This is a genomic window from Vreelandella neptunia (genome assembly GCF_034479615.1).
In the GTDB taxonomy this organism is placed as follows: Bacteria; Pseudomonadota; Gammaproteobacteria; order Pseudomonadales; family Halomonadaceae; genus Vreelandella; species Vreelandella neptunia.
The window spans coordinates 1,797,684-1,822,476 of sequence record NZ_CP140255.1 but is presented as its reverse complement, the minus strand read 5'-3'; the positions used below and the strand labels follow the sequence as shown (position 1 = coordinate 1,822,476).

Below are 24,793 nucleotides of genomic sequence, written 5' to 3'. Positions count from 1 at the left end.
ACTCCTTCTTGTGTAATTTGCTAATTATTCGGTTGAGACGCCATCTCTGAATAATGCTAAGCATGGCAACAGGTGCTGCTATACAAGCGCGTCGCGGCGTTTAAATCAAGCTAGCACGCTAGCGTATTTTTACCCATTAGAACGCAAGGCAATGCAATCCTGCTGTCATGCGCCCATGCTAGTATTAGCGCTTCTTTATCGTCTAAGGCTTAGAGATTTGTCATGACGCATCCCGCTATTCAACTCCCTGCGCTGATTGCTCACCGCGGCTACTCCGCCGCTGCCCCTGAAAACACCCTAGCTGCGGTGCACGCCGCTCATGAAGCGGGAGCCACATGGGTAGAGCTGGATGTGCAGCTACTGGGTGATGGCACCCCAGTGATCTGGCACGACGGCGATGTAGCGCGCTGCTCAAACGGACGGGGCGGACTCGCCTCCATGAGCTGGGCCAAGGCGCAAACCCTGGATGCCGGGGGGTGGTTTGACGATCGTTTTGCAGGTGAGAAGATGCCTAGCCTCAGCGAAATGTTGGCACTGCTTAACGAGCTGGAAATGGGCGTCAATATGGAAATCAAGGTCAATAAAGGCCACGACCCCATCGCGCTGGTGGAACGCGCGCTACCGGAGATGCTCGACACTCTCCCCCCCGAGCGCTTGATAATCTCCTCCTTCAATGCCGCTGCTCTTGTCCACTGCCGTCAATTTGCCGGCAAAGAGCGGCTTGCTCTGGGCGTACTGTTCGGAAGCGTGCCCAAAAGCTGGCGTGAGCAGTGCGAAGCCATTGAGGCTTTTAGCGTGCACCCCCACTGGCCGCGTTTGAAGCGCGCCCAAGCCGACGCTATACAGCGCGATGGCTATCAAATATTGTGCTATACCGCCAATGACCCCAGCGCTTTCCATAGCCGCTGGGAGTGGGGTATCGGCAGTGTCATCACCGATGAACCCGCCGCGTTCAAACGTTTTTTAGACAGCCATTGACCAGTAACGCGTGATACGTTCAAACACTGACAAGGAGTCCACCGTGAAGTACTTAGGAGCCCACGTGAGCGCCGCTGGCGGCGCAGACCAAGCCGTGCAGCGAGCGGTGGAAATTGGTGCGGATGCGTTTGCGCTATTCACCAAAAATCAGCGTCAATGGAAAGGTAAACCGCTCACCGATGAGGCCATTCAAGCCTTTCGCGACGCCTGCTCCGAGCATAATTTTGCCCCTGAACAGATTTTGCCCCACGACAGCTATCTGATTAACCTCGGCCACCCCGATCAGGAAGGCCTACGCAAATCCCGAGATGCCTTTCTGGACGAGATGCAGCGCTGCGAGCAGCTGGGACTGACGCTACTTAATTTCCACCCTGGCAGCCATTTGAACAAAATCAGTGAAAGCGACTGCTTAAAGCGTATTGCTGAATCCGTTAACGAAGCGCTAACGCATACCCAGGGCGTTACGGCGGTGATTGAAAATACCGCTGGCCAAGGCACTAACCTGGGCTGGCGCTTTGAACATTTGGCCGAAATCATTGCCCACGTGGACGACAAAACTCGCGTGGGAGTGTGCATTGACACCTGCCACGCCTTTGCGGCGGGCTATGATTTACGCACGACCGAGGCCACCCAATCAACGCTCGATGAGCTAGGCAGCGTTGTGGGCTTTGAGTATCTGCGTGGCATGCATTTAAACGATGCCAAAAGCAACCTTGCCAGCCGCGTGGATCGCCACCATAGCCTGGGCAAAGGCAACATCGGCCTGCCCGCCTTTACCGCTATCATGCAGGAACCACGGATAAACGCTATTCCCATGATCCTGGAGACTATCGAACCCGAGATATGGGCCGATGAAATAGCTTGGCTACGCGCTCAAGCCTCCTGAACAGTGGATACAAAGAGTCAGCCTACGATGCAGCGGTTTTTGCACGCCCGGTAATGCTTGCCTACGCTTAAACTCCTTTACCCAAGCCCCAGCCTACGTAAGGAGTGTGCAATGAGCGATACCGATCTCGGCAGTTTAGATGCCCAGACCCTAGCTCACTTGTTTGAAAGCCGAGAGGCCTCCCCGCTAGAAGCGACTCGTGCCGCTCTTGAGCGAATCGAGCGCTTCAACCCAGACGTTAACGCCTATGTATATGTAGATGCTGAAGGCGCAGAATCGGCGGCCAAAGCCTCGGCACGGCGCTGGGGGCAAGGCAAGCCGCTAAGCCCCATTGACGGGGTGCCGGTATCGCTTAAAGACCTGACCCAAGTGGCAGGCATGCCCTGCCGGGAAGGCTCGCTAACCTCTTCTAAAGCGCTATGTGACACCGATGCTCCACCCGCGCGCATGCTGCGTGAAGCGGGCGCTATCCTGCTAGGCAAAACCAACACGCCCGAATTTGGCTGGAAAGCCGTGACCGATAACCGCGTCTTTGGCGCCACGGCCAACCCCTGGGATACGCGGTTAACCCCCGGCGGCTCTTCCGGCGGGGCCGCTGCGGCCGCCGCGCTCAATATGGGTGTGCTGCACCAGGGCGGCGACTCAGGCGGTTCCATACGTATCCCCGCGGCGTTCACCGGTGTCTTTGGCTTCAAACCCACATTTGGCTGGACGCCCCAATGGCCACCGGCTAAAGAGCCCAGCCTATCGCACCTGGGGCCGTTAACGCGCACCGTGCGGGATGCGGTCAGCATGCTCAATGTGATAGGCCGCTACGACTACCGTGACCCTTACGCCACCCGCGGGCAGCCCGAGTGCTGGGGGATGGATTTGGATAAATGTTTAACCGGACTACGGATTGGCTACTCGGCTGATCTTGGCTACGCCAAAGTAGATCCACAGGTTGCCGAACGCGTGAGAGAAGCAGCCGGCAGACTGGAGGCGTTGGGCGCTGAGATCGTCGAAGTACATCCCGGCTTTTCGTCACCGCTGGATACCTTCCGCAAGCTTTGGTTTACCGCCTCTTTAGAGCAGTGGTCACAAATGGATGATCACCAGCGTACGCTGCTGGATCCCGGCATGGTGGCCAATGCCCGTGAGGCCGAACCCTGGAAAGCCGTTGAGCTGTTCCGTGCCTTGGCAGACCGTGCAGAGTTAACCCAGCGCCTGGAGCACTTTAACCAAGAGTACCACCTGCTAATGACACCCTCGGTGGCGATACCGCCGTTTGAAATAAACCAGGAAGTCCCCCCCGGCAGCGACATGCGGGACTGGGAGGAGTGGGCTCCATTTAGCTATCCTTTCAACCTTAGCCAGCAGCCCGCCGCCTCGGTGCCCTGCGGATTTACCGATAAAGGATTGCCGGTAGGTTTTCAGCTAGCAGGAGGCAAATATGATGATGCCCGCGTTCTGCGCGCCTGCCATGCCTACATAGAAGCGCATCCGCCGCGCTTTCCCAGCGTACCCAACCCTGCCCAGTATGCTTAAACTTGTACCGCATGAAAAAACCCAGCCAGGTGTAATGCCTGGCTGGGTTTTAACGGTCAATAGCGAACGTTACATCGCCGAGAGTTTCTCTTGGTCTAACACGCCCGACATGCGCACCATAGCCAGCGCTTCATCCAAGTTGCTCATCTCTTCAATCATGACTAACTCGCTCTCTAAGCTCACCGGCTGACCGGCTGTTTCAGAAAGCAATTTTTCCAGAGAAGCTACATCCATAGCGTCGTCTAAGTGGTGAACATCTACTGAGGCGCTGTTGCGGCCCGGCAAATAGATGGTGCCATTAGAGAAATCCACGGCGTAGGCAATCACTCCGGGTACAATAAAAAACAGCAAACCGACCCCGTTGGCGACAGCAATTACCGGGTCAATATCACCGCTCAATTGCCCTTTACGCTCAGGGTGAAAAAGCGTACCACAACCACTCAACGACACGATGGAAACGCCAACCACGGCGCCAGTCAACCAGCGACGAACTGCTTGATGCATGAAGGTTCCCTCAAACAAAAAAGTAACGATAGTCGATATAGTGTATTGCGCTTTCATTTTTGCCGACTATCGCGCCATAAAACTCGATTAGCTTAGCACAGCCATCCAAAAGCATAGATCATTTGAACATGAGCACTATTTTGCCGCTTTAACCGCTAGGCCGTACAATGTTCCCATTCAACGCTTCCCAGCACTTTTTTCAAGAATCCAGTTTTCAAAAACCTGTTTTCAAAACTTAAGGAATGCTCACGCCCATGCGCGCCAGCCAATTACTGATTGCCACTCTCAAAGAAACCCCGGCTGACGCCGAAGTCATTAGCCACCAGCTAATGCTCCGTGCCGGGATGATTCGCCGCTTAACCTCTGGCCTTTACACCTGGCTGCCCCTTGGCCTGCGTACCCTGCGCAAAGTGGAAGCCATTGTGCGCGAAGAGATGAACCGCGCCGGTGCTCAAGAGGTACTGATGCCCGCCGTGCAGCCTGCTGAGCTTTGGCAGGAGTCTGGCCGTTGGGAACAGTACGGCCCTGAGCTATTACGCCTAAAAGATCGCCACGACCGCGACTACTGCGTTGGCCCGACCCACGAAGAAGTGATTACCGATCTGGTGCGTAAAGAGATCGCCAGCTACAAACAGCTGCCGGTCAATTTCTACCAGATTCAGACCAAGTTCCGTGACGAGATTCGCCCACGCTTTGGGGTAATGCGCTCCCGCGAGTTCATCATGAAGGACGCTTACTCCTTCCACCTGGATGAAGACTCGCTGAAGCAGACCTACCAGGATATGTACGACGCTTACACACGCATTTTCACGCGCCTGGGCCTCGACTTCCGCCCGGTGATCGCCGACAACGGTTCTATTGGCGGTACCGGCTCTCACGAATTCCACGTGCTGGCCGAGTCTGGCGAAGACGACATCGTCTTTTCCAACTCTTCCGACTACGCCGCAAACATGGAAAAGGCCGAAGCCTTGCCTGCTCCCCTGGGCAGCAACATACAGCGCGAAGCGCCTACCCAAGAGATGCACCTGGTAGATACGCCTAACGCCAAGACCATTGCCGCCCTGGTTGAGCAGTTTGATCTGCCGATCGAGAAAACGGTCAAGACCCTCATCGTACGTGCCGCCGAAGGCGGCCTGATTGCCCTATTGGTGCGCGGCGATCATGAGCTGAACGAGGTAAAAGCTGAGAACCTTCCCCAAGTGGCGGCCCCGCTGACCATGGGCAGCGAAGAGGAAATTCTCGCAGCAGCCGGCGCAGGCTTTGGCTCGCTTGGCCCGGTGAACCTTGATATGCCCATTATTGCCGACCGCAGCGTTGCCCTGATGAGCGACTTTGGCGCGGGTGCCAATATTGAAGGCAAACACTATTTCGGCATTAACTGGGAGCGTGATGTGGCCCTGCCCGAGGTAGCCGACCTGCGCAATGTGGTGGAAGGCGACCCCTCTCCTGATGGCCACGGCACGCTCTCTATCAAGCGTGGCATCGAGGTGGGTCACGTCTTCCAGCTTGGCCAAAAGTACTCCCAGGCCATGAACGCCAATGTGCTGGGCGACAACGGTAAAACCAGCCATCCTTGGATGGGTTGCTACGGCATCGGCGTGACCCGCGTGGTCGCCGCCGCCATTGAGCAGAACCACGACGAATCCGGCATTATCTGGCCCAACGCTATTGCGCCCTTCCAGGTGGCACTGGTGCCGATGAATGCACACAAATCCCAGCGTGTTCGCGAAGAGTCTGAACGTCTTTACCAAGCGCTCACCGCCGCTGGCTTAGACGTCTTGCTGGATGACCGCGACACCCGGCCCGGCGTTAAGTTTGCCGATTTGGAACTGATGGGCGTTCCTCATCGCCTGGTGATCGGCGACCGCGGCCTGGACAACGGTGAGCTGGAGTATAAAGGTCGCCGAGATAGCGAAGCCACCATGGTGCCTGCTGATCAAATCATCGACTTTTTGCGTGAGAAAGCGAGCAGTTAAGGTAGCAACGCTTTGCGGAGTCTTGCTGAGCGGCGCCGGGCTTGTAGCAACAAGCCCAGTAGCGGCTCAGCCGCTGCCTCAAACCCTACGCCCTACCCTTGAGTCTGCCAATCAGCAGCATCAAACGGCTCAACAGCAGTGGGCAGCGCGTCAGTGGCGTGAGCGTATGGACACGCCGCTAGCGCGTTTTATTGATGATGCCGTACAGCGCCAGACACTGCTCACGCGTATCTACCAAGAGGCCAGGCTGGCAGGCTTACCGCCAGAGTTAGTGTTAGCTTTGATTCAGGTGGAGAGCGCCTTTAAAGCCGAGGCTATCTCCTCAGCAGGCGCCGTTGGCTTGATGCAAATCATGCCGTTTTGGGTCAGCGAACTTGGGCTGCCGATTGATGACTTAACCTATCCGCCGCGCAACCTGCGCTATGGATGTACCATTTTGGCGCATTACCTCGCTATCGAGAACGGCGACTTTACCCGCGCGCTAGCCCGCTACAATGGCAGCCTGGGCGAAACCTGGTACCCGGAGCGGGTCATGCGCGCCTGGCGGGATACCTGGCGCCAGCCAACATTGCCCTAAACGCCTCGCATCCTATCTCATCGGTACCAGCTAACCTGATCGCCAACGCCCGCATTTAGTAAAAGTAAAAGCAATAGTGTTGGCTTATCGTTAAGCCAAACGCATGACTTTCCTGCACAATCCATTCACTATTATGGTAAACACTTTGCCAGCTTAATGCGGGATGCCAACCTCAATGCCAAAGCCAACACTACGACGTCGCCCTTTTAGCGGGTTTATCAATGCATACGCAGCCCCGCTATTGGCACTGGCAGTAATCACCCTGCTTGCCCCCAACGTTAACGCTGCGCAAATAACCATAAGCAGTGCTGATGGCCAACCGCTTGAGAACGCAGTGGTTGAGATTTACTATACTTCGGAGGCGAGCAACCCTCCCCAAGAAGAGAGCATCTTTCAGCGTGATGCAGCCTTCCACCCCAAAGTACTAACCGTTCCTACCGGCAGCCATGTGGCATTTCCCAACCAAGACACAACCCGTCATCACGTCTACTCTTTTTCACCGGCCAAAACCTTTGATTTAAATCTCTACCTGCAAGAAACGCCGCCACCGGTTCACTTCGACCAATCCGGCATTGTCGTTTTAGGATGCAATATTCACGATCACATGCAGGCTTTTATTGTTGTTAGCGACGCCCCCTACTCGGCGAAAACGGGCGCCGAAGGCGTACTTACCCTGCCTGAGCTGCCATCAGGTGAGCATCGTGTGCGCGTTTGGCACCCGCTGCTTGATGACAGCCAGCAAGTCTGGTGGGAAGGCGTCATTACCGATAACGACCAACTAAACGTCAGCTTGAAACTCAATGCGCTGCCACCCCCAGCGCCAACCCTCTCTCCCCTTCAGCAGCGATTCAAAGATGCCACTTAAGCCCCTATCAGTGTTCAGGAGATGGCGATCAGCCACTTAGTGAGGTTGCTATGCGCTTTAGAACGCGCCTGATGCTCGTACTACTGACAGTGGTGATTGTCTCGCAGCTCGCCACCGGTTTGGCGTTTCTTCGTGCGACCCAAAACGACGTCGTTGCAAAAGGCTCCCAACGTTTAGAAGTGGGTGCCAATGTATTGGATCAACTGCTGGACACACGTGGTGAGCAGTTAGTTAATAACGTCGCCATCCTCGCCGATGACTTCGGTTTTAAAAGCGCCGTTTCCACCCAGGACACCGAAACGCTCTACTCCGTATTGGCCAACCACGGTGATCGAGCCAAGGCGGATATAGTGTTACTTAGCGGCCTGGACGGACGTATTTTGGCAAGCAGCCATCACGCGCAAAATAGCCCAATGCCTTTCCCACAGCTGTTTGATCGGGCTAGCCAAGAAGGGGAAGCTGTTAGCGTCGTCATCGCCGAAGGGCAGCCGTACGAGTTTGCCCTGCTGCCAGTGCGTGCCCCCAACCTGATTGGCTGGGTGGGTATGGGCTTTTTAATCAATGAAGCGGTCACGGAAGAGATTAATGCACTAACGGGGTTGGACATTAGCGTAGTCAACTATCGCGATAACGGCGAGATCAGCTATCTTGCCAGCTCTCATCCCGAGCAACTGGCCCAGAAGTTAATGAGCGGGCGTGACGATGAGCTAATCGAAGGCGAATATGCCTTACACAGCCAGATGACGCCGGATGCCGAGTACCTGACCTACGCGACTCAGCTCTATTCCGATGACCTCAACCAGACCTACGCATTGTTACAACTCTCCCGCAACGAGTTGCTTGGCGCTTACCGCTCGCTGCAGTGGCAACTGCTGGGGATCATTGCCCTGATTCTGCTGTTTACCGTGCTCATAGCCATGTGGAGCGCGCGGAGCATGAGCAAACCGCTAATGGAACTGGCGAAGGCGGCTCAGCGCATTGGGCGCGGAGAGCGTTTCACTGAGTTACCGATCGGTACAGAGCGAAGCGAAACCGGGCTTTTAGCGTCGACACTACTGGCCATGCAGGAGGGTATCGCTCAGCGTGAGTCCACTCTTCATCATCAGTCCCGTCACGACTTACTTACCGACCTGCCCAATCGCATCAGCGCCCAGGAAGATATCAGCCTTTTGATCAAACGCGGCGAGCCGTTTACCCTTCTGCGCCTGGCGATTAACAACTTTCGCGACATTAATGACACCTTCGGCTATGCGCTGGGGGATCACGTGCTGGTCACCCTGGCCAAACGCTTGCAGCACTTTGATGGCTCGGAGAGTACTGCCTACCGGATTGATGGTGATGAGCTACTACTGCTCGCCAAGCAGTCAAGAAGCGACTTTGCCTGGCGTACCCGACTGTTCACTACGCTGCACCACCCTATCGATCTTGATAAATCACCCATCACACCCTCACTTTCAGCAGGGGAAACCAACTACCCCGACCATGGCGACAGCCCACAACTGCTGCTGCGGCGATCCGATATAGCACTGGATATGGCACGCCGTCACCGACACCACCACCAGCGCTACCTGGAAGGTCAGGATGAGCATCATTTGCGCCAGCTCACCCTGATTCGGGATTTACAGGATGCGGTGGGCAACGGTGAACTGTGGATGGCCTACCAACCCAAAGTAGACAGCCGTAACGGCCGTGTCGATCAGTGCGAAGCGTTGATGCGCTGGCGCCACCCCTCATTAGGTTTTGTACCCCCCGATGAGTTTATTAGCCTGGCCGAGCGCTCGGGAAGTATCAGCATGCTTAGCCACTGGATGTTGGCCAATGTCTGCGCTCAGCTGCATACCTGGCAGCAACGTGGTTATCATTTATCCGTAGCGGTTAATCTCTCCGCCAGTGATGTCATGGATCGCCAACTAGCTACTTATTTGGCCAGCCTACTTGAACGCTATCGCCTTGCCCCTGCCCGCCTGAGTATCGAGGTCACTGAAAGTGCCGTTATGCAGGATGTTGATGCCGCTATGGCCACGTTGATGGAGCTCAACCAACTAGGGCTGCGTATTGCGATAGATGATTACGGCACTGGCTACTCTTCCCTCGCGCAAATCAAACGTCTACCCGTGGATGAACTCAAGATCGATAAGTCTTTCGTGCTGGCGATTGACTCCCAAAAAGATGACTTAACCATTGTCAGCTCGACCATCGAAATGGGCCATAGTTTAGGACTGCGCTTAGTCGCCGAAGGCGTTGAGAACCGCGCCAGCGCCGAGCTGTTAAGCAAGCTTGGCTGTGACTATTTACAGGGGTACTGGATTGCTAAACCAATGCCAGCGGATGAACTTCCTGCTTGGCTGGATAATTTTACGCCGCTGTCATTGCCCCACCCGATGTCTTCCATACTCAAGTCGTTCCAGAGAAAGCCATGATGTTATTTCAATCTATGTTTTCGCCGCCAACCGCCTCCTTTCGGCACTCCCTTTCCGGCTACCTTGCACCCTGCATCGCGGTCTGTTTAGCGCTTGCCGCTGCACCCTCCTCTGCCGGTAGCCGTATTGTAGGTACCGGTGGGGTAAGTGCCATTGAAGGAGCTGCAGGGGGCGGTTTATCGCCTTGGGCAGTGCTGACCAGCACCGCCAGCGAACAGGAAATTGGCGTCACTGCCGCCGCTACCCGCGCCTGGGTGGACGATTATCGGCTAACGGTGACCGGCGCTAGCCTGAATGTTTATGACCGTGTTGAACTCTCAGTAGCGCGTCAAACGCTTGACCTAGATACCCTGGGTGGCGAGCTAGGCCAGGATATTTACGGTGCCAAGGTGCGCTTGCTCGGCGATGTGCTCTATCACCCTTGGGGCATTTGGAGTGTTGGGATGCAGCATAAACGACTGGTTGATGGCACCATTCCCACCGCCCTCGGCGCCGATGAGGCAAGCGGTACCGATGTTTATCTCAGCGCCAGCAAGCTGCTGTTTAGCGCTGTTGCCGGGCGCAATGTGCTGCTCAACGCCACCCTGCGCAATACCGATGCCAACCAGGGCGGCCTAATCGGCTTCGGCGGTGATCAGGGTGGCCGCTCGTGGATGGCTGAGGGGAGCGTGGGCGTTTTTATTACCCCACAATGGGTTGTCGGCGCGGAGTATCGCCAGAAACCCGATAACCTAAGCGTGGCTGAAGAGGATGATTGGCAAAGTCTCTACAGCGCCTATTTCTTCAATAAGCACGTATCACTCACAGGCGCCTGGTTAGACTTAGGCGATATTGCCGGCCTACCCTCTCAACGCGGCGGCTATCTTTCACTTCAAGCAGCTTTTTAAGCGGGGCGCTATGAGCTTTCCACGCAAACACTACCGTACACGCCGTTGTTTAATAGCGCTTACCTTTATGGCGGTGGCGTTTTCACTCGCAGGCTGTACTCATCAGTCAGCCACTCAATCGACAACGCTTTACGAACGGCTTGGCGGGCAGGACACTATCGATACGGTAGTGGAGAACCTCTTATACCGAATTGCCGATGACCCAGAAGTAGTGGTGTTTTTTGCTAACACCAATATCGATTTATTTGCTAAATCCCTGGCCAGCCAGCTATGCGATGTAAGCGATGGCCCCTGCCGCTATGAAGGCCCGCCGATGGATCGTGCTCATCAACATATGGGGCTAACAGACGTGCACTTTAATCGCTTGGTGGAACATCTCGATGCGGCTATGCAGGAGGAAGGTATTGCCCTTGGCGCGCGTAATGAACTGCTGGGCAGACTCGCCCCCATGTACGCAGGCGTTATGCGTCTTCAGTAACCTGCCAGCCGTCACGACCCATCGTTTTTACCCGGTATAGTGCTTTGTCAGCGGCTTCGTAAGCGTAGGGAAACGTTGCTTCATCGGCCACAAAACAGCTGCCGCCTACGCTTAACGTCACGCCTTTTTTATCCGGATGGGCGGGATGCATAAAGTCAGCTTCACGCAGCCCTTCAATTAACTGATGGCAGTAGCTCTTTAGCGTATCAATGTCTGGGCAATGGAGTAGTGCCGCGAACTCATCGCCTCCCAAGCGGTAGAGCTGCGCTTTATCATTCAGCGTTTTACCAATCAATGCAGCCAACTGACGCAAGAGAGTATCGCCTTGCGGGTGCCCGTAGGCATCGTTGTACTGTTTAAAGAAGTCGATATCGACCAGAATCAGTCCCAACGATTGATGCTGCTTCGCCAACACATCCTGGTGCAAAGCGCTGCGATTGCCTATCCCGGTGAGCGGGTCGCGCATGGCACGCTGCATCCACTCGAAGGTCTCCTGGGTGGCGCGATCAGTGCGCCGTAACTGGCGCTCGTGAAGCCACCAAAACAACAACCCCATGACAAAGATCAATAAACTGGAGTAAGTCAGCACTAGGCTATGCTGACGGGTACTTTCTGAAAAATCATTAATCGCCGCCCCCCGGCGATCAAGCTGATCCATCTCAATGTGGGTTAAACATTGAATCGGTGCGAACAACGCCATCGCCGCCGCGATACGGTCAATGTCGCGCGCCGCTAACAAAGCCGCCAGCCGATCTAACTCCGTCAAACTAGGCTCGGCACAGGCATATTCACGCCGATATATATGCATATCGGCTAAACCGTAAGCCAAGTCAATATCCATGGTGGCAGCCTCCAGCGCCTCTTGCTCTGGCTGATCGCTCAACAGCTCGGACTGGGCATCTTGTAGGTAGACGCGTGCCCGAGTAGAGAGCTGCTGGCCTGTAAGGCTCCCCGTTTGGCTAAAGTACGCCTGTATTTCGGGATAGACCCAGCGCGATTCATAAACTATCAGCACCATAAGCGCCAAAAAGCTCATCAAGCTCAGCGACAACCACGTAATGTAGCGATGCTGGCGAGCTAAAGGCCGTGGTTGCATCGTTGGCTGCGCAGCTAGCTTGGGTTTGGATGTCACCACTTCGCCTCTATGCTACGAATCATCCAGATCCAGTCGTTAAACTCACGCAGGTTTTCTACGTCGCGATCACCATAGTCACGCTCTACTAGCCGCACAGGGCCTCGCGTACGGATGGTGAGCGGATCGCCATCCTCAGAGCTAACCAGGTACCAGTTAGGGTCATCCCACCCTTCTAGGGTAACCTCGTAGTCATCCCAGGCGGTAAAGTGAAGCGCCGGGGGTACTTCGCCAAACTGTTCAATCAGAAAGGCGCGAAACTCTACGCCCTGCATCTCTACTTCACGCCCCTGATAGGGGTCATAAAGCGTAAACGTCGTATCGGACATGGCGTGCAAGTCACTTAAAGCGACCTTTTGAGTGACATCTCTGTTGATCATATTCAATGCCTGGGCAAAGGCAGTCGCGGGAAGTGTTATGCCCACGACAATTAATGCGCACGCCAATCGATCACGTACACGCCCCCATGGGCTGCGGTGTAAGGCAACTACGTTCATGGCAAAGCTTCCTGGTGTGTTAATTCTTTTAAAGAACTTTACCAGAGCAAGCTTTACATTGCTCTTAAACGCACGCTACGTGCTTTCAACCCAGTCGATTTTGAGATTTCAAAAAAAAAGCCAGCCCATAATGGGCTGGCAACAGGAGGCTTGCTACGTTAGCAAACCCCCTCCCCTGACAAGGTTTACATGAACCGGGAAAGCTACTTCTTGCGTCCACCTTTACGAAGATGATCGCGAATCACGAAGCCCACCCAACCCACCATAAATGCGATTACTAACGCGACGGAGGCTAAGCCGAAGATAATTGTGTCATCCCAATACATGGTGAATCCTCCCGCCGTGATGTATGTGTTCATACTAGTCACTCAATGGCGGAAGAATGCTGACCTGGGTCAAGTTACGGCAGGCGGGAGAAGGCAGTTAAACAGGAAATTGATACCGATCAATATTTGGGCGTGATGAGCCTAGCAGCCTGTCGGGCTTGGCCGATCGTAGCGAGAAGCACGGATTTTGAGCCAAATTTATCGATCGATTGAGGCGAATAGCGCGCTATTTAACGAAATCGATCGAATAAAGTTGGCCAAAATACCGGGATTCGCAGTAGATCAGTGTTAAGTCCGACAGGCTGCTAGAGCACCTTGCGGTCTTCGACTTTGCTGTGCTCGGTACCTGGCGGTAACGGGTGGCCTTTGGCTAACTCTGCACGGGTAGCTTCGCGTACGTCTAAAATGGTCACTTTATAGTTCAGCGTGCGCCCGGCCAGGGGGTGGTTGGTATCGACAGTGACGCGGTCGCCATCGACTTCGAGTACCGTGACAATTTGCGGCCCGGCTTCGCCTTCGGTTTGAAAGCGGCTGCCTGGCTCCAACTCAGCGTTACCAAAAGAGCCGCGGCTGACTTCTTGCACCAGGGCCTCGTTGCGCACACCGTAGGCATCCGCGGGCATTAGCTGAACGCTTAGCTCGGCGCCAGCTGTTTGGCCTGCTAGTGCCCTTTCCAACCCAGGCACGATATTGTCGTGACCATGCAAGTACTCTAACGGCTTATTGCGCGCCTGGGAGTCGTCCAATACCTGCTTGCTGCCATCGTTGAGCACGTCGCTAAGAACATAGTGCAAGGTAACTACCTGATGCGCCGTAATCGACATGAAAAACTCCTCTCCGGTAAGCTGTCGGTTTTGTGATAGAACTTTGTGATAGAACTTTGTGATAGAACTTTGTAATAGAAACACTGCTTCAGTTTATCACTTGGCCGTTGCCAGCGTCTTTCCACCAGGAGTAGCGTTTAATGTTAAGCCCCACCCCCCAACGCAGTTGGCTTGCTGCGCTGGCTGTTTATTTTCGTGCGCCCGTTATCACCATGCTGTTTTTGGGGTTTTCCGCAGGCCTGCCCTTTTTGCTGGTGTTTTCAACACTCTCCGCCTGGCTGCGCAGCGACGGCGTGGAGGTAGCTGCAATTGGCTTTTTTGCCTGGATTGGCATGCTCTACTCGATCAAGTTTTTCTGGGCGCCCGTGGTGGATCGTTTAGCGCTCCCGATATTGACCCGCGCATTCGGCCAGCGTCGCGGCTGGATGCTGTTAGCCCAGGGGTTGATCGTTGCAGGGTTAGTGGGGCTAGCCGGTTTGAGCCCGGTGGGTAATCTCGGCTGGGTGGCTCTCTTTGCACTGCTAGTAGCGTTTGGCTCAGCGACGCAAGATATCGCTATCGACGCCTATCGTATTGAGTCCGCCGACGACAATGTTCAGGCCGCCATGGCCTCGACCTATATTATTGGCTATCGCGGTGGCTTACTTGCCGCCGGTGCCGGCGCGCTGTATATCGCAGCGTCGGCCTCTTGGGATGTGGCGTATATGAGCATGGCGGCGCTGATGAGCATTGGCGTACTTACCGTGCTGCTACGCCCTGAGCCAAAGCGCGCCTCCCTCTCTATTCAACTTATCCACGAACCTAAGGTGCGGGCGTTTATTCGCGCCAGCCGGGGCAAACCCAAACTGTTACGCCGCCTGGGTGCCTGGAGCATTGGCGCGCTGGTCTGCCCCTTTACCGATTTCTTTAGCCGCTATGGGGTGAAAGCGCTGTGGATTTTGGTATTTATTGCCGTATTTAGAATCAGCGATTTAGCCATGGCCTCCATGGCCAATCCGCTGTATATCGACCTGGGCTTTTCGCTGGCAGAGATTGCCAACGTGACCAATATATTTGGCATTGCGATGAGCATTACTGGCGGGATGTTAGGCGGGCTTTTCGTGGCCCGCTACGGCATCGGCCCGCTGCTGATCTTCGGCGCGGGGTTGGTAATGGTAACGAACTTGCTGTTTGCGGTGCTTGCCGTGGTGGGTAACCAGCTGCCCATGCTGGTGGTCACGATTATCGGCGATAACCTTGCCAACGGCTTAGCGAGCGCGGTGTTTATCGCCTTTCTCTCCAGTCTCACATCCCGCGCCTACACCGCCACGCAGTACGCGCTGTTCTCGTCATTAATGACACTGCCAGGGAAATTTTTAAGCGGTTTTGGCGGGCTGGTAGTCACTGCTCAGGGCTACCCTAGCTTTTTTGTAATCGCCACACTGCTAGGCATACCGGCGATTGTATTGGCGATCTGGATCAGCCGAGACAAACAATTAGTGCCCACCCCCAAGCCTGCTTGATCAGGCTTGAAGGATTAGCCGAGTGAAGGTTTAGACTAGCGGTGGGCTTCCAACCAGTCCAACGCCCCTGGTGTAGTGCGCCACTGATCGCGCATCAAGGTGCGGTACTGCCATGCTTCCGCCCGGGTGCCGGGGTCAACCTGGCCATCCGGGTGAGGCATGGACGGCCGAGGATTTTCGGCACAAATCAGCTCTAACGCGTAGCGGTTATGGCCAAGCACATCGCCTAGCGCCGCTTCTGCCGCTTCATGCTGCTCTAATCGATAGAGCGCCAGGGTTTTGCCCATCAGCAGCCCGAGCACCAGCGAGCCGTCGTCGTCGCTCTCTTCCGCAAGCGCCAACGCCTCCTCGTTGCGATCATCACGCAGCAGTTGATCAAGCACCAACTCGCGCAGGCCCAGGCTATCCTCCTGGTCAATCAGCAGTAGCTCCTCGGCGAGCTCCCTGGAGTGCTGTCGCGCCCCGCGCTCCATACCGACCACCAACGCTAGCCCCGTGCGTAGCAACATGGCGTTGTTGGCATCGTCCCAGCAAAGGTTGCCGTCGCCTTCGGCGCGGGCTTGTTCCAACCACCTCGATAGGCGCAGCGCCAGTGGTTCCAGCAGGCTTGGGGCCATCCACGGCAGACTGCCAAAGCGGCTGGTGAGCGCCAACGTTAAGTCTTGCACTACCTGGGGGGCGTCCAGCCACTCGGGATGTGCACAGAGTGCCGACATCCACTCAATGGCGTTGCCCCAAGGGTCATCGCGGAAGCCCAGCGCTACGTCTTCATCCACCAGCACCTGAAACTGCTCGTGCCAGGCGGCAAACAGCGTCGCTTCACGTGCACTGGTGTTGTAAAGCAATCGGCCACTTTCAGGGTCGGCGCTCACATCAATTTTGGGGGCAGTGGGCAGCGCGGCTAACAATGCCTGAAGCGCCACCAGCGGTGTGGCCAGATCCTCTTCCGCACTCAGCAGTTGATCGGCAAGCGTCGCGCCGGGGTTTTCCGCCAACGCGGCTAAGAAATCCAGCTGATCTTCATCCAGATCACCCTGGCGAACCAGTCGGCGATACCAGAAGTTGGCGCGCTCTTTGGCTTCCTGTTCGTGGCCTTCATGCAGTAACAGCATGGCTTCAATGTAGGCCAGCGTTGGCGAATCGGGCAGCGCCTGCTGGGCCTTTACAAAGGCACCGCGGGCACTATCCAGGTCATCGTTATCCAGGTGCATCAAACATAAACGCTCAAGAGCCACGCCGCGTAAGAACAGCGGCCCCCGCTCCATCACGTCATCAAGCAGGTCGGCGCGTTTACGGCTAAAGCCGCGCTCTTGGTAAATATCCAGCAGGATTTCAAAGGCGGGTTCGGCCTGTTCGGGCAGCCGTGACCAATCGCTGCCATCGAACAGCGATTCAAGGATTTGCATAGCGCGGCCCGTCTGGCCACTTTCAGCGGCAATCAGCCCGGCTTCCAGGAGCGCTTGAGCCGGTGCCTGTTGGCTTTCCAGCGCGGCCTTCAGGGTGGCGCCCTTCCATTCGCGTAGCGAGAGCATCCACATCATCTGATCGGGAATCTCGGTAGGAAACTCGATCTGGTAGCAACACTGTTTGAATTTGCGCCCGGAGTCGCACCAGCAAGGTTCATTACGCCCTGGCGTGGCGAGGGGCTCACAGGCAAAGTCGAGCCTCTCCAGCGGGGTTTGCGACCATAGCACCGGCGCCAGCGCCTGGGCCATAGCCACATCGCCTTCAAAAGAATCCGCGCCTTTGGCGCGCACCCAGGTCATAAAATCCGGATAGTGTTCTTGTTGCCTGATTGCCGAGAGTGCCCCGGAGGCAAATCCCAGCAGCTGATCGACCCATACCGCCAGCATTGCCGTCTCCACTGTGTTAAAAGCGGCATAGTTTAGCATGACCCTTAGGGTTCCCGCAGAGAGGATTGGCGACGACCGTAAGGGCTGCTAAAGTGCAGCGATTTGAGCGAACCATGCAGCGTTTGAATCGGCTGGAGCGATGCAATGAGCGAAGTGACAGTTATTCTCTGCCAAGGTCAGGCGATATCCCCCCATTTGCCAGCGCTTGCCCGTCTTCGCATTCGGGTATTTCGCGATTTCCCCTACCTCTACGATGGCGAACTCAGCTACGAAGCGGAGTATTTAGGTCGCTATGCAGAGAACCCGAATAGCTTATTCGTACTGGCCTTCGACGGAGAAGAACTGGTGGGGGCCGCCACCGGACAGCCTCTGCAGGATGAAGTCGACGAATTCCGCCAGCCGTTTGAGACTAACGGTATCAAGCCCGAGCGCGTCTTCTATTATGGAGAATCCGTGTTGCTTCACAGCTACCGGGGCAGCGGAACGGGTAAGCGCTTTTTGGCCGAACGAGAAGCCCACGCAAAACAACAGGGCTTTGATTTAGCGGCTTTTTGTGCGGTAGAGCGGCCAATTGATCATCCCTATAAGCCTGCCGACTACCAACCGCTTCACGGTTTCTGGAACGCCCATGGCTACCAGCGCCACGGCGAGCTAGCCACCACCTTCGCTTGGCGAGATATTGGCGAGCAGACGGAAAGCCATAAGCCAATGGTGTTTTGGCTAAAGCCTCTTAGTTAGGCAATTACTCGTTTATGCCCACTCAAGCAATGGTCGGGTTCGCTCATGCATATCCAACCGCGCCCCTAAGCGCACTAAATTCCAGTAGTGGCCGTTCAGCGCCCGGGAGAGCAGCAGCGTATCTGCAGGGGGCTGCAGGCGATCCATCGCCGCCCACACCTTAGGGGTTAGCTCGCGTAAGCGGCGGTGCACCCTAACATCGCTGAAATCCTGCTCCCCCGGCTCAAACAGTGGCGCGATACATTCGGCGGACTCTCGATACAGTGCTAGCGGCGCCCCCTGCCCCTGGCGTCCGCCCATCTGCATCAAGGCTTCGTCCATGCCCATCGCATCATGTTTCAACGTGGCATCAAGCAGTTGCATCATTGCTTTCAAGCGCGCATCTGGCACGGCAATCACCGCACCTAAATCGTAAATCACCAGCCGTCCCTGACCATCAGCAGCGAAATTGCCCGCATGGGGGTCTGCGTGTAGTTCGCCGTAAGTAAACAGTTCTTGGGTAATCCAATCGGCCAGCGTTTGGGCAATACCCTGGCGCGTCGCGTCATCTGCATCGGTTAATTCGCGCAATGGCGTCCCTTCCACATAGCGCATCGCCAGCACATGGGGGCCAGAGAGCGCTGGCAAAGGCTCGGGAATCACAAGCCGCGGATCATCCTTATAGCGCTCACGATAGCGGGCCAGGGCATCGGCTTCGGCGTAGTAATCCAGTTCCCCACGCAGGCTCTCGGCGAGCTCTTCAAACAGGGCGTCCAAGCGCGCCTGGGGTACTTTAAACCAGCGTCCTAAACGCATAATGCGCCGCACCTGGATTAAATCGCTCTCCAACACTTCAGCAAGGCCAGGATACTGAACCTTGAGCACCACCGTTTCGCCCTCGTGGGTGGTCGCGCGGTGAACCTGCCCCATGGAGGCGCTGGCAAAGGGGCGCTCCTCGACTTCGCTAAAATAGTGGTCAATGTCGCCATATTGCTGAATCAGCGCTTCATGAATACGTGGCCAGGGCATGGGTTCCGCCTGCCGCTGCAAGCGGGCAAGCTCCTCGGCGAGATCAGGAGGCAACAGGTCATCCCACTGGGACATAATTTGAGCCAGCTTCATGGCCGGGCCTTTTAGCTCTGAAAGCCCCTCAAACAGCGCTTCGCCCAGGGCACGCCAATCCGCTTGACCGCCTAAACGAGTTTTCAGCAACGCCCCACCGGTGCGTGCGCCCAATCCCATTAAACGCCGTGTTCTGCCTCGATCACGCATTTGCTGTATCTCCTGGTTACTCAACTCGCCACTTAACTAAGCCTAACTATTTATACAAGATATATACATCTAAATATCTTTGGAAATATTTAGCATCACTATACATCCCCCTACGACTCCTTGCTCTATATAGATCAATGTGTCTGCTACCATAGGCACATCAAAGGATACGATGAAGGCTTCGCTGCTATGCGCCTGATAATTGCCGAAAAACCCAGCCTCGCCCAAGCCATTGCCGAGGCGTTACCGGGCTATAGCAAACGCCAGGATGGCGCGATGGTGTGTGGCGATACCACGGTCACTTGGTGCCTTGGGCACTTATTAGAGCAAGCGCCGCCGGAAGCCTACGACCCCGCAGATAAACAGTGGCGACTTGACCGTCTACCCATTGTGCCGCAGCAGTGGAAACTGATGCCGCGCCCCAAAGCGCGGGGCCAACTGGCAGTAATTCGCAAGCTGATCAAACAAGCCACCGATGTGGTTCACGCCGGCGACCCCGACCGAGCACTGTTACGATTTTTCTATTGAAAGCGATTGTTACGTTTACAATCTATGAAATAGTGAAATAACAGCATGGGTGGTCATGTGGGCATAGTGCTATGGGAAATTCCTGACTTAATTGTAGATCAGCAAATTAACAGAGAGATTGATAGCGGCACCGGAGAGCTATCGATATGCTTTGAAGGAACCGGCAACTCTCTAGGAAAACTTCCTCTTTTGTATAAAGATGACGGTGTCAGTATTAGTGTTGCGAACATTTGGCTCATTCATTTAAAAGCCAATTTGCGCAAGAAAATGGTTAACACGCAAGCCCAGGCATTACTTCACTATTTTACGTTCCTAAATGATACAGGCATGGCTTGGGACACTATGCCTGCCGCCCTTAGAAAAAGACCTACCTATGGGTTTAAGAAGCACCTGCGTGAAGCATATAAAAATGGAGATATAGCTAAATCTACTGCCAATAGCTATATGGGCGTAGTGATCAAGTTTTATAAATTTTATCTAGCTAGAAATCACCCATTTGAATACCCACCGTTTAAGTACGAGATAGTCAAAGTCAATACGAGTGGGTCACATGAGTACATGAGAAAAACATTGGTTCATGTGGACACCACTGATCTAAGATTAAAGCTACCAAATGATACGAGCTATTATGGCCTATCACGCAAACTGCTCCCATTGAACCATCAGGAATGGCGCGTGGCTGAAAAATTCTATAAGGAGCTTCAAACTGGAGTTTCTAACAGAGGCAATAATACAAAGAGCGTTGCGTTATCTCAGGAGTTCAAAATTGCAATCGAGCTAAGCCGATACTGTGGATTGAGAAGATCAGAAATTATAACCCTTCCCATAAATGCAATTTACAAGCCTAACTCAGAACAACTGAGGAAGAACTACCTGATCAACGCTGATGGTTTAACTCTTGACCCAAGGGCGGGTGTGGCAACTAAAAATGGTACGGTAAGGATAGCTGAAATTCCTTCCGAATTAATGCAACGGCTTTATCACTATACCAACTCAGCCCGATATATACAGCGCAGGAAACTATATGAGGAAAGCAATCCTGAAGATAAATATGGCCCCCCACTGCTCTTAAACCAACTAGGCAAACCATATTCACCTAAAAGTATTGATGCACGATGGGGTGAGCTAAGAAATGCTATTAAAAACGAACTTCCAAATTTTAGCCATAAATTCCATAATTTACGCTCTACCTATGCTATCGAAAGATTAAAAGAATTATTAAATTCAGGAATAAAAGAAGGAAAAGCCCTCGACTATCTCCAGTCTGTGATGGGGCACAAAAGCAGAGCCACACTACTGGGCTATCTCAAGCTTTCAGAGGAGGTAGTTACGGCTAATGAAATTCATGAAATAGCCACAGACATAATTCTTGAAAGCGGTGAATATTAATGGCTTTTCTAAAAGAAAGCAGAAGAAAAATATCAGCAGTAACATCAATCGTTGGTGAAGATATAGTCAGTATAAACCTAAACGACAAATTCATTACAGATGGACATAGTACCGCTAATTTTGAACGGTTGCTTTACATAGGCTGCCCTGTTCTTCCAATGGAGGGACGGCGTATATACCACAATAAAGACCAGCCCTCCATTGTTGATGCGAATAGAAAGTTGACGGCTATTAAAATTTGCAACGCAATCCACAGCATGGACAAAACTGATAGAACTAAAATCAATATATTTCGAGAGACCGTGTCATTTATTAGAATGATGGACTCAGAAGGTATTGAAAATTTTTTTAGCTTTGATGCTGTATCTCAGTATATCAACGAGCTTGTAAAATTATATAAAAAAGGTGTAAAAGGAAAAAGCATATCCTCTCGCCAGAACGCCATTAAATCATTAATAAAAGAACTAGATATCGTTCTTTATGAGCAATGTGAAAATATATTTACAGTTTTCCCAGCAGACAATGAACCTACAAAGCCATACACAGATGCTGAGCTTAAAAAAATAGCCTCGGCTCTTTACACCATCTTCAATAATTACGCAAAACATATAGAATACGGTACCACACCAACAACATTTCCACTTTATAATGAAAAAAATGAAGATGGCTCTTTTAAGTTCATCAGCAACGGCAGTGCAATAAGACACACAACATACAGAAACAGTTCTAGTATATGGAAAACTGACTTAGTTAGAGCTGCATATTTCATTACCTGCTTACATACTGGTATAAACTCTAACCCTCTTCTTGAATTAAAAATATCAGATATCACTGAAGAGCCTTTCCAAGATATTTCTCGCGGAACCTACACACTAAAAACAGTAAAAGGAAGACAATCAGGTAAAACAAACAAAATAGGAGCTGGCTTTACCAAAAAAGGTAAAATCTTTTTTGATAGATGGCTCAGAATCAGCAAAAAGCTAAACTCATACAAGGATGGCTATATATTTCCAAACCTGTCTAAGAATGAGCCATCAAAAATGACTAGCAGTAACGCTAGCTCTCTTAACAAATACATCAACAGCTTTGACATTCCTTCATTTAGAAGCCAAAGATTTAGAAAGACGAAGGCCTCTCTTATAATGAGAGCGACAGAAAGCATATTCATGGTTGCTCAAGGGCTAAATAACTCTGTAGCAACCGCATCTAAGCATTACGCTAATGGAGATCCAGTAACTACTGAATTTTCATTGGCTTCTGCGCTATACGTACGTGAGCAAACTGCGTTAGGAACACCGTTAGATAAAGCAATAAAAGACAGTGCTTTCATCTTCAAAGACCCCATCAAAGAAAGCAATGCAGACACTAAATACAAGAAACTATCAAACGGTTTAAGATGCGGCGGAGCCTTTGAAGAAAAATCCATTAAGATAAAAAATGCGTTAATTAAAGAAGGAATTGCCAACGAATCGGAGCTTGTTGCTTGCCATAAGTTTTTAGAGTGTTTTGGTTGCATGCATCATGCAGTGGTAGCAGAAGTAGAAGATATATGGTTACTACTATCATTCAGCGATGTTATATTAGAGTCTATTACGACCCCATCTATCAACTCAAAACCAACAAGCTTACTGCATAAAGTTAGCAATACTGTTCAGGTTATTATTGAACGAATGAGAGATAAACACGAAGCTGTTTACTTTGAGGCTTATCAAAAATACTTAGATGCACCACACCCTCTTTGGCAAGACACTAACGACATTGAACTCATGCTGGACATTTACTAATGAACCAAAAACTTAAAACCAAAGAGCTATACAACAACTCCAGCGATGTTATAGTGTCTTACGACTCCGATGGACAACCTTATAGTTATTACATATCTGACAAATGGATTATATGGTCACTCAACTTCAACATTTCTTTCAGCATGCTTACCGGAAACTTTAAGTCTAGCGCCAAAGAAATTGTTTACAATCTTCTTAACAAAACAACACTTAGCTCTCAGAAAAGCTCTATTGAAAATCTATTATCAGGTGCCGCAATATTTGAGCGTTGCATCACAGCTTGTGGCGGAAGCGATTTTGGCTTTATAAATAATGACCATAACTATAGAGTTTTTCTAGAAGAAGCTAAAAAAAGAAATCTTAAGTATAAAACATGGAAAAATCACCTTATTTTTGTCACCCATGCTCAAAATGAAGGCATCATAACTCGAAAGATCGATAATTTTGAAAAACTATCTATTTATTTAGCACCACATGGTGATACTTTTTCACAGTCTGTTTGTTTGCCTGAAAAAATAGCTTCAGCTTACTACAGCGAAGCTCTCAGTTTCGTTGAAAAACTACACCCATACAGGCATCAAATATCTGCGTCTTATGATGAGTATACTAGCGAATACGAAATATCGATTGGAAAATACTCAGCAGTTAGGACGCGCATTAAGTATGCCCTTAAAAATGTAAAAAGCGCACCTAATGGTTTAGATATTACTTTTGACTATAGCGGCGCTTGGCTATCAAAATTAAGAGGGGCGTGCTATATCGTTATTGCTGCTTTCACAGGGTGCAGGGACAGTGAAATCAAAGCTTTTAATATCGAATCATACCAAGAAAAAAAATATGCAGGCTTTACAGTATCTATTCTTAACGGAAAGCATACTAAGCCTAACGTAGGCGGCGTTGAGAGGCAAACCTCATGGGTTACTATTCCGAGTGTAAAAAAAGCTATTGAGCTTTTGTGGGATGCTTTCGGCTTTGCTCGTGAAAAATGGTTGAATCGAGCAGCAAATATACAGCATAAAGATGAAAGAGATAGAGTTTTAAACGATGTGAATAGTTTGTTCTTAACACTTCCATACACAACGGCTAATACACCTAAAGCAGGAAAGCAGTCACTCGCTCATTCTCTTAGAAAGTTCGTGCGTTCACTAGACTATCGTGCAAATAAGGAAGAAGTAAAAGAATTCAATCTCTTAAACCCTACGCGAACAGGTGAATTGAAAACAGGCGACATATTAGAAGTCCACCCTCACTGTTTTCGGCGTACTTTTGCTGTTTACTTGGTACGCAACAAATTAGCTTCTCTATTGGATATAAAATATCAGTTTAAGCACATAAACATAGCGATGACCGCTTGGTATGCAAACCAAGCCAACATTGCCTCTTACCTTGATATGATTATTGATAACGACCTTCAAAACGAAATAGCAGGTGAAAATAAAAATTACATGACTGATATTTTGTACCATCTCTACAATGAAGCTGAAACGTTAGCAGGCCCAGAAGGTAGGAGAATTAAAAATCTTCGGACAGAAGGAGATTCAACAATATATCTAAGTAAAGAAGAAATACGTAACCAAGTTGAGGAAGGACGACTATCTATCATTGAGCATCCCGGTGGATATTGCACGAATCCAGATTGTGATAGGATATGTGATATGGCTGTATGTCAATACAAGGTTGTGACAGTTGAAAAAGCCAAGTCATTAGTTACTGTAAGAGATAAATTAATTATAAAATATGAAGAAATCTATTCTAGCGGTATAGACATACCTAACATAATGTCAAAAATATACTATGAAATTCGGTCTATTGAAAAAGTGCTTTCAGAACACAACCTCGGCTTTGTAGCATTTAGCAAAGAGGAATTTTAA

21 protein-coding genes and 1 pseudogene are annotated in these 24,793 nt (G+C 52.0%); 15 read left to right on the top strand and 7 right to left on the bottom strand.

Going from position 1 to position 24,793, the window contains the following annotated elements; all coding sequences use genetic code 11:
* The first annotated feature begins 222 nt into the window (after nt 1-222).
* The 3 genes from SR894_RS08325 to SR894_RS08315 all read left to right on the top strand — a co-directional run bounded on the left by SR894_RS08325 (nt 223) and on the right by SR894_RS08315 (nt 3,391).
* Nucleotides 223-978 (top strand): glycerophosphodiester phosphodiesterase family protein, encoded by a 756-nt coding sequence (locus SR894_RS08325; protein WP_133730620.1) that lies wholly within the window; start codon nt 223-225, stop codon nt 976-978.
* A 43-nt stretch (nt 979-1,021) separates the two neighbouring features.
* A complete protein-coding gene (gene nfo / locus SR894_RS08320) occupies nt 1,022-1,864 on the top strand; it encodes a deoxyribonuclease IV (RefSeq protein WP_133730619.1) in 843 nt (280 codons plus the stop codon).
* A gap of 111 nt (nt 1,865-1,975) precedes the next feature.
* Nucleotides 1,976-3,391 carry an amidase gene (locus tag SR894_RS08315; RefSeq protein ID WP_133730618.1) on the top strand — a complete coding sequence of 472 codons (1,416 nt, stop codon included), beginning with the start codon at nt 1,976-1,978 and terminating at the stop codon, nt 3,389-3,391.
* Between the two features lie 69 nt (nt 3,392-3,460).
* Here SR894_RS08315 and SR894_RS08310 read toward each other — a convergent pair whose 3' ends face one another.
* Nucleotides 3,461-3,895, bottom strand: coding sequence for a hypothetical protein (locus tag SR894_RS08310; RefSeq protein WP_088701638.1), 435 nt, complete (start codon nt 3,893-3,895; stop codon nt 3,461-3,463).
* A gap of 254 nt (nt 3,896-4,149) precedes the next feature.
* On the opposite strand from SR894_RS08310, the gene SR894_RS08305 reads away from it, so the two are divergent.
* The 6 genes from SR894_RS08305 to SR894_RS08280 all read left to right on the top strand — a co-directional run bounded on the left by SR894_RS08305 (nt 4,150) and on the right by SR894_RS08280 (nt 11,098).
* Nucleotides 4,150-5,871, top strand: a complete 1,722-nt coding sequence (locus SR894_RS08305) for a proline--tRNA ligase (protein ID WP_133730617.1) — start codon at nt 4,150-4,152, stop codon at nt 5,869-5,871.
* A complete protein-coding gene (locus tag SR894_RS08300; protein WP_413614114.1) occupies nt 5,852-6,448 on the top strand; it encodes a transglycosylase SLT domain-containing protein in 597 nt (198 codons plus the stop codon). Before SR894_RS08305 ends, SR894_RS08300 begins: the two co-directional genes overlap by 20 nt.
* A 175-nt stretch (nt 6,449-6,623) precedes the next feature.
* Nucleotides 6,624-7,313, top strand: a complete 690-nt coding sequence (locus tag SR894_RS08295; protein ID WP_133730616.1) for a carboxypeptidase regulatory-like domain-containing protein — start codon at nt 6,624-6,626, stop codon at nt 7,311-7,313.
* 50 nt (nt 7,314-7,363) lie between these two features.
* Nucleotides 7,364-9,733, top strand: a complete 2,370-nt coding sequence (locus tag SR894_RS08290; RefSeq protein ID WP_223288851.1) for a bifunctional diguanylate cyclase/phosphodiesterase — start codon at nt 7,364-7,366, stop codon at nt 9,731-9,733.
* Entirely contained in the window at nt 9,730-10,620 is an 891-nt protein-coding gene (locus SR894_RS08285) for a DUF3034 family protein (protein WP_227405000.1), read from the top strand. Before SR894_RS08290 ends, SR894_RS08285 begins: the two co-directional genes overlap by 4 nt.
* A 10-nt stretch (nt 10,621-10,630) precedes the next feature.
* Nucleotides 10,631-11,098, top strand: coding sequence for a group I truncated hemoglobin (locus SR894_RS08280; protein ID WP_133730614.1), 468 nt, complete (start codon nt 10,631-10,633; stop codon nt 11,096-11,098).
* On the opposite strand, the gene SR894_RS08275 is transcribed toward SR894_RS08280, so the two are convergent.
* From SR894_RS08275 to SR894_RS08260, 4 genes are all read right to left on the bottom strand, one after another.
* On the bottom strand, nt 11,082-12,194 hold the full coding sequence (locus SR894_RS08275) for a GGDEF domain-containing protein (protein WP_133730613.1): 1,113 nt from the start codon (nt 12,192-12,194) through the stop codon (nt 11,082-11,084). The genes SR894_RS08280 and SR894_RS08275 overlap by 17 nt on opposite strands.
* A 32-nt stretch (nt 12,195-12,226) precedes the next feature.
* Nucleotides 12,227-12,727, bottom strand: coding sequence for a hypothetical protein (locus SR894_RS08270; protein ID WP_244286492.1), 501 nt, complete (start codon nt 12,725-12,727; stop codon nt 12,227-12,229).
* Nucleotides 12,728-12,930: 203 nt separating this feature from the next.
* Complete coding sequence (gene ccoM, locus SR894_RS08265) at nt 12,931-13,086, bottom strand: cytochrome c oxidase subunit CcoM (protein WP_322535538.1); 156 nt, start codon at nt 13,084-13,086, stop codon at nt 12,931-12,933.
* 272 nt (nt 13,087-13,358) lie between these two features.
* The gene (locus SR894_RS08260) at nt 13,359-13,877 is read right to left on the bottom strand and encodes an FKBP-type peptidyl-prolyl cis-trans isomerase (RefSeq protein ID WP_133730612.1); all 519 of its coding nucleotides are present in this window, start codon (nt 13,875-13,877) and stop codon (nt 13,359-13,361) included.
* A gap of 140 nt (nt 13,878-14,017) precedes the next feature.
* Between SR894_RS08260 and SR894_RS08255 the strand changes: the two genes are divergently transcribed.
* Nucleotides 14,018-15,379: an AmpG family muropeptide MFS transporter gene (locus SR894_RS08255; protein WP_133730611.1), complete on the top strand. Its 1,362-nt coding sequence runs from the start codon at nt 14,018-14,020 to the stop codon at nt 15,377-15,379.
* Between the two features lie 35 nt (nt 15,380-15,414).
* Here the strand turns inward: SR894_RS08255 and SR894_RS08250 are convergent, their stop codons facing one another.
* Nucleotides 15,415-17,232 carry an SEC-C domain-containing protein gene (locus SR894_RS08250; protein ID WP_133730723.1) on the bottom strand — a complete coding sequence of 606 codons (1,818 nt, stop codon included), beginning with the start codon at nt 17,230-17,232 and terminating at the stop codon, nt 15,415-15,417.
* A gap of 144 nt (nt 17,233-17,376) precedes the next feature.
* Between SR894_RS08250 and SR894_RS08245 the strand changes: the two genes are divergently transcribed.
* Entirely contained in the window at nt 17,377-17,970 is a 594-nt protein-coding gene (locus tag SR894_RS08245; RefSeq protein ID WP_133730610.1) for a GNAT family N-acetyltransferase, read from the top strand.
* Between the two features lie 12 nt (nt 17,971-17,982).
* Here SR894_RS08245 and SR894_RS08240 read toward each other — a convergent pair whose 3' ends face one another.
* A complete protein-coding gene (locus SR894_RS08240) occupies nt 17,983-19,221 on the bottom strand; it encodes an ABC1 kinase family protein (RefSeq protein ID WP_133730609.1) in 1,239 nt (412 codons plus the stop codon).
* A gap of 189 nt (nt 19,222-19,410) precedes the next feature.
* Between SR894_RS08240 and SR894_RS08235 the strand changes: the two are divergent.
* The 4 genes and pseudogenes from SR894_RS08235 to SR894_RS08220 all read left to right on the top strand — a co-directional run.
* A pseudogene (locus tag SR894_RS08235) lies at nt 19,411-19,725 on the top strand (toprim domain-containing protein); the annotation flags it as partial.
* Between the two features lie 69 nt (nt 19,726-19,794).
* Nucleotides 19,795-21,138: a site-specific integrase gene (locus SR894_RS08230; RefSeq protein ID WP_223288852.1), complete on the top strand. Its 1,344-nt coding sequence runs from the start codon at nt 19,795-19,797 to the stop codon at nt 21,136-21,138.
* Nucleotides 21,138-22,922: a site-specific integrase gene (locus SR894_RS08225; protein ID WP_223288853.1), complete on the top strand. Its 1,785-nt coding sequence runs from the start codon at nt 21,138-21,140 to the stop codon at nt 22,920-22,922. Before SR894_RS08230 ends, SR894_RS08225 begins: the two co-directional genes overlap by 1 nt.
* Nucleotides 22,922-24,793, top strand: coding sequence for a site-specific integrase (locus tag SR894_RS08220; RefSeq protein ID WP_223288854.1), 1,872 nt, complete (start codon nt 22,922-22,924; stop codon nt 24,791-24,793). The genes SR894_RS08225 and SR894_RS08220 overlap by 1 nt, the downstream gene beginning before the upstream one ends.